Here is a 228-nt window from a genome sequence, read left to right as displayed (position 1 = left end):
CACTTCGATAGTTTCACCTTCTATGCTCAACGTAGTGTCGTTAAGCACGGTTGGAACAATGACTTTAGACGGTGCGTTGTCTTCTAAGATTGGGCCCCAGTATTCGAGCTTTGCATCTTTAGTGCGTTTGATATGTGCAACAACCGCTTCACTGGCAACGATCTCGACGTTTGGAAATGCCTTTACTATAGGTTCTAAGCCAAAATAAAAATCTGGGTCGCCGCTGCT

General features: G+C 45.2%; 1 pseudogene. It reads right to left on the bottom strand.

Features of this window, described 5'->3' with window-relative positions:
* A pseudogene (locus AB4512_RS24840) lies at nucleotides 1-228 on the bottom strand (MBL fold metallo-hydrolase); the annotation flags it as partial.

Origin of the sequence: Vibrio sp. 10N.222.52.B7 (assembly GCF_041474275.1) — a bacterium.
GTDB classification, from domain to species: Bacteria; Pseudomonadota; Gammaproteobacteria; order Enterobacterales; family Vibrionaceae; genus Vibrio; species Vibrio crassostreae_C.
This window is presented reverse-complemented; position numbering and strand designations above follow the sequence as displayed.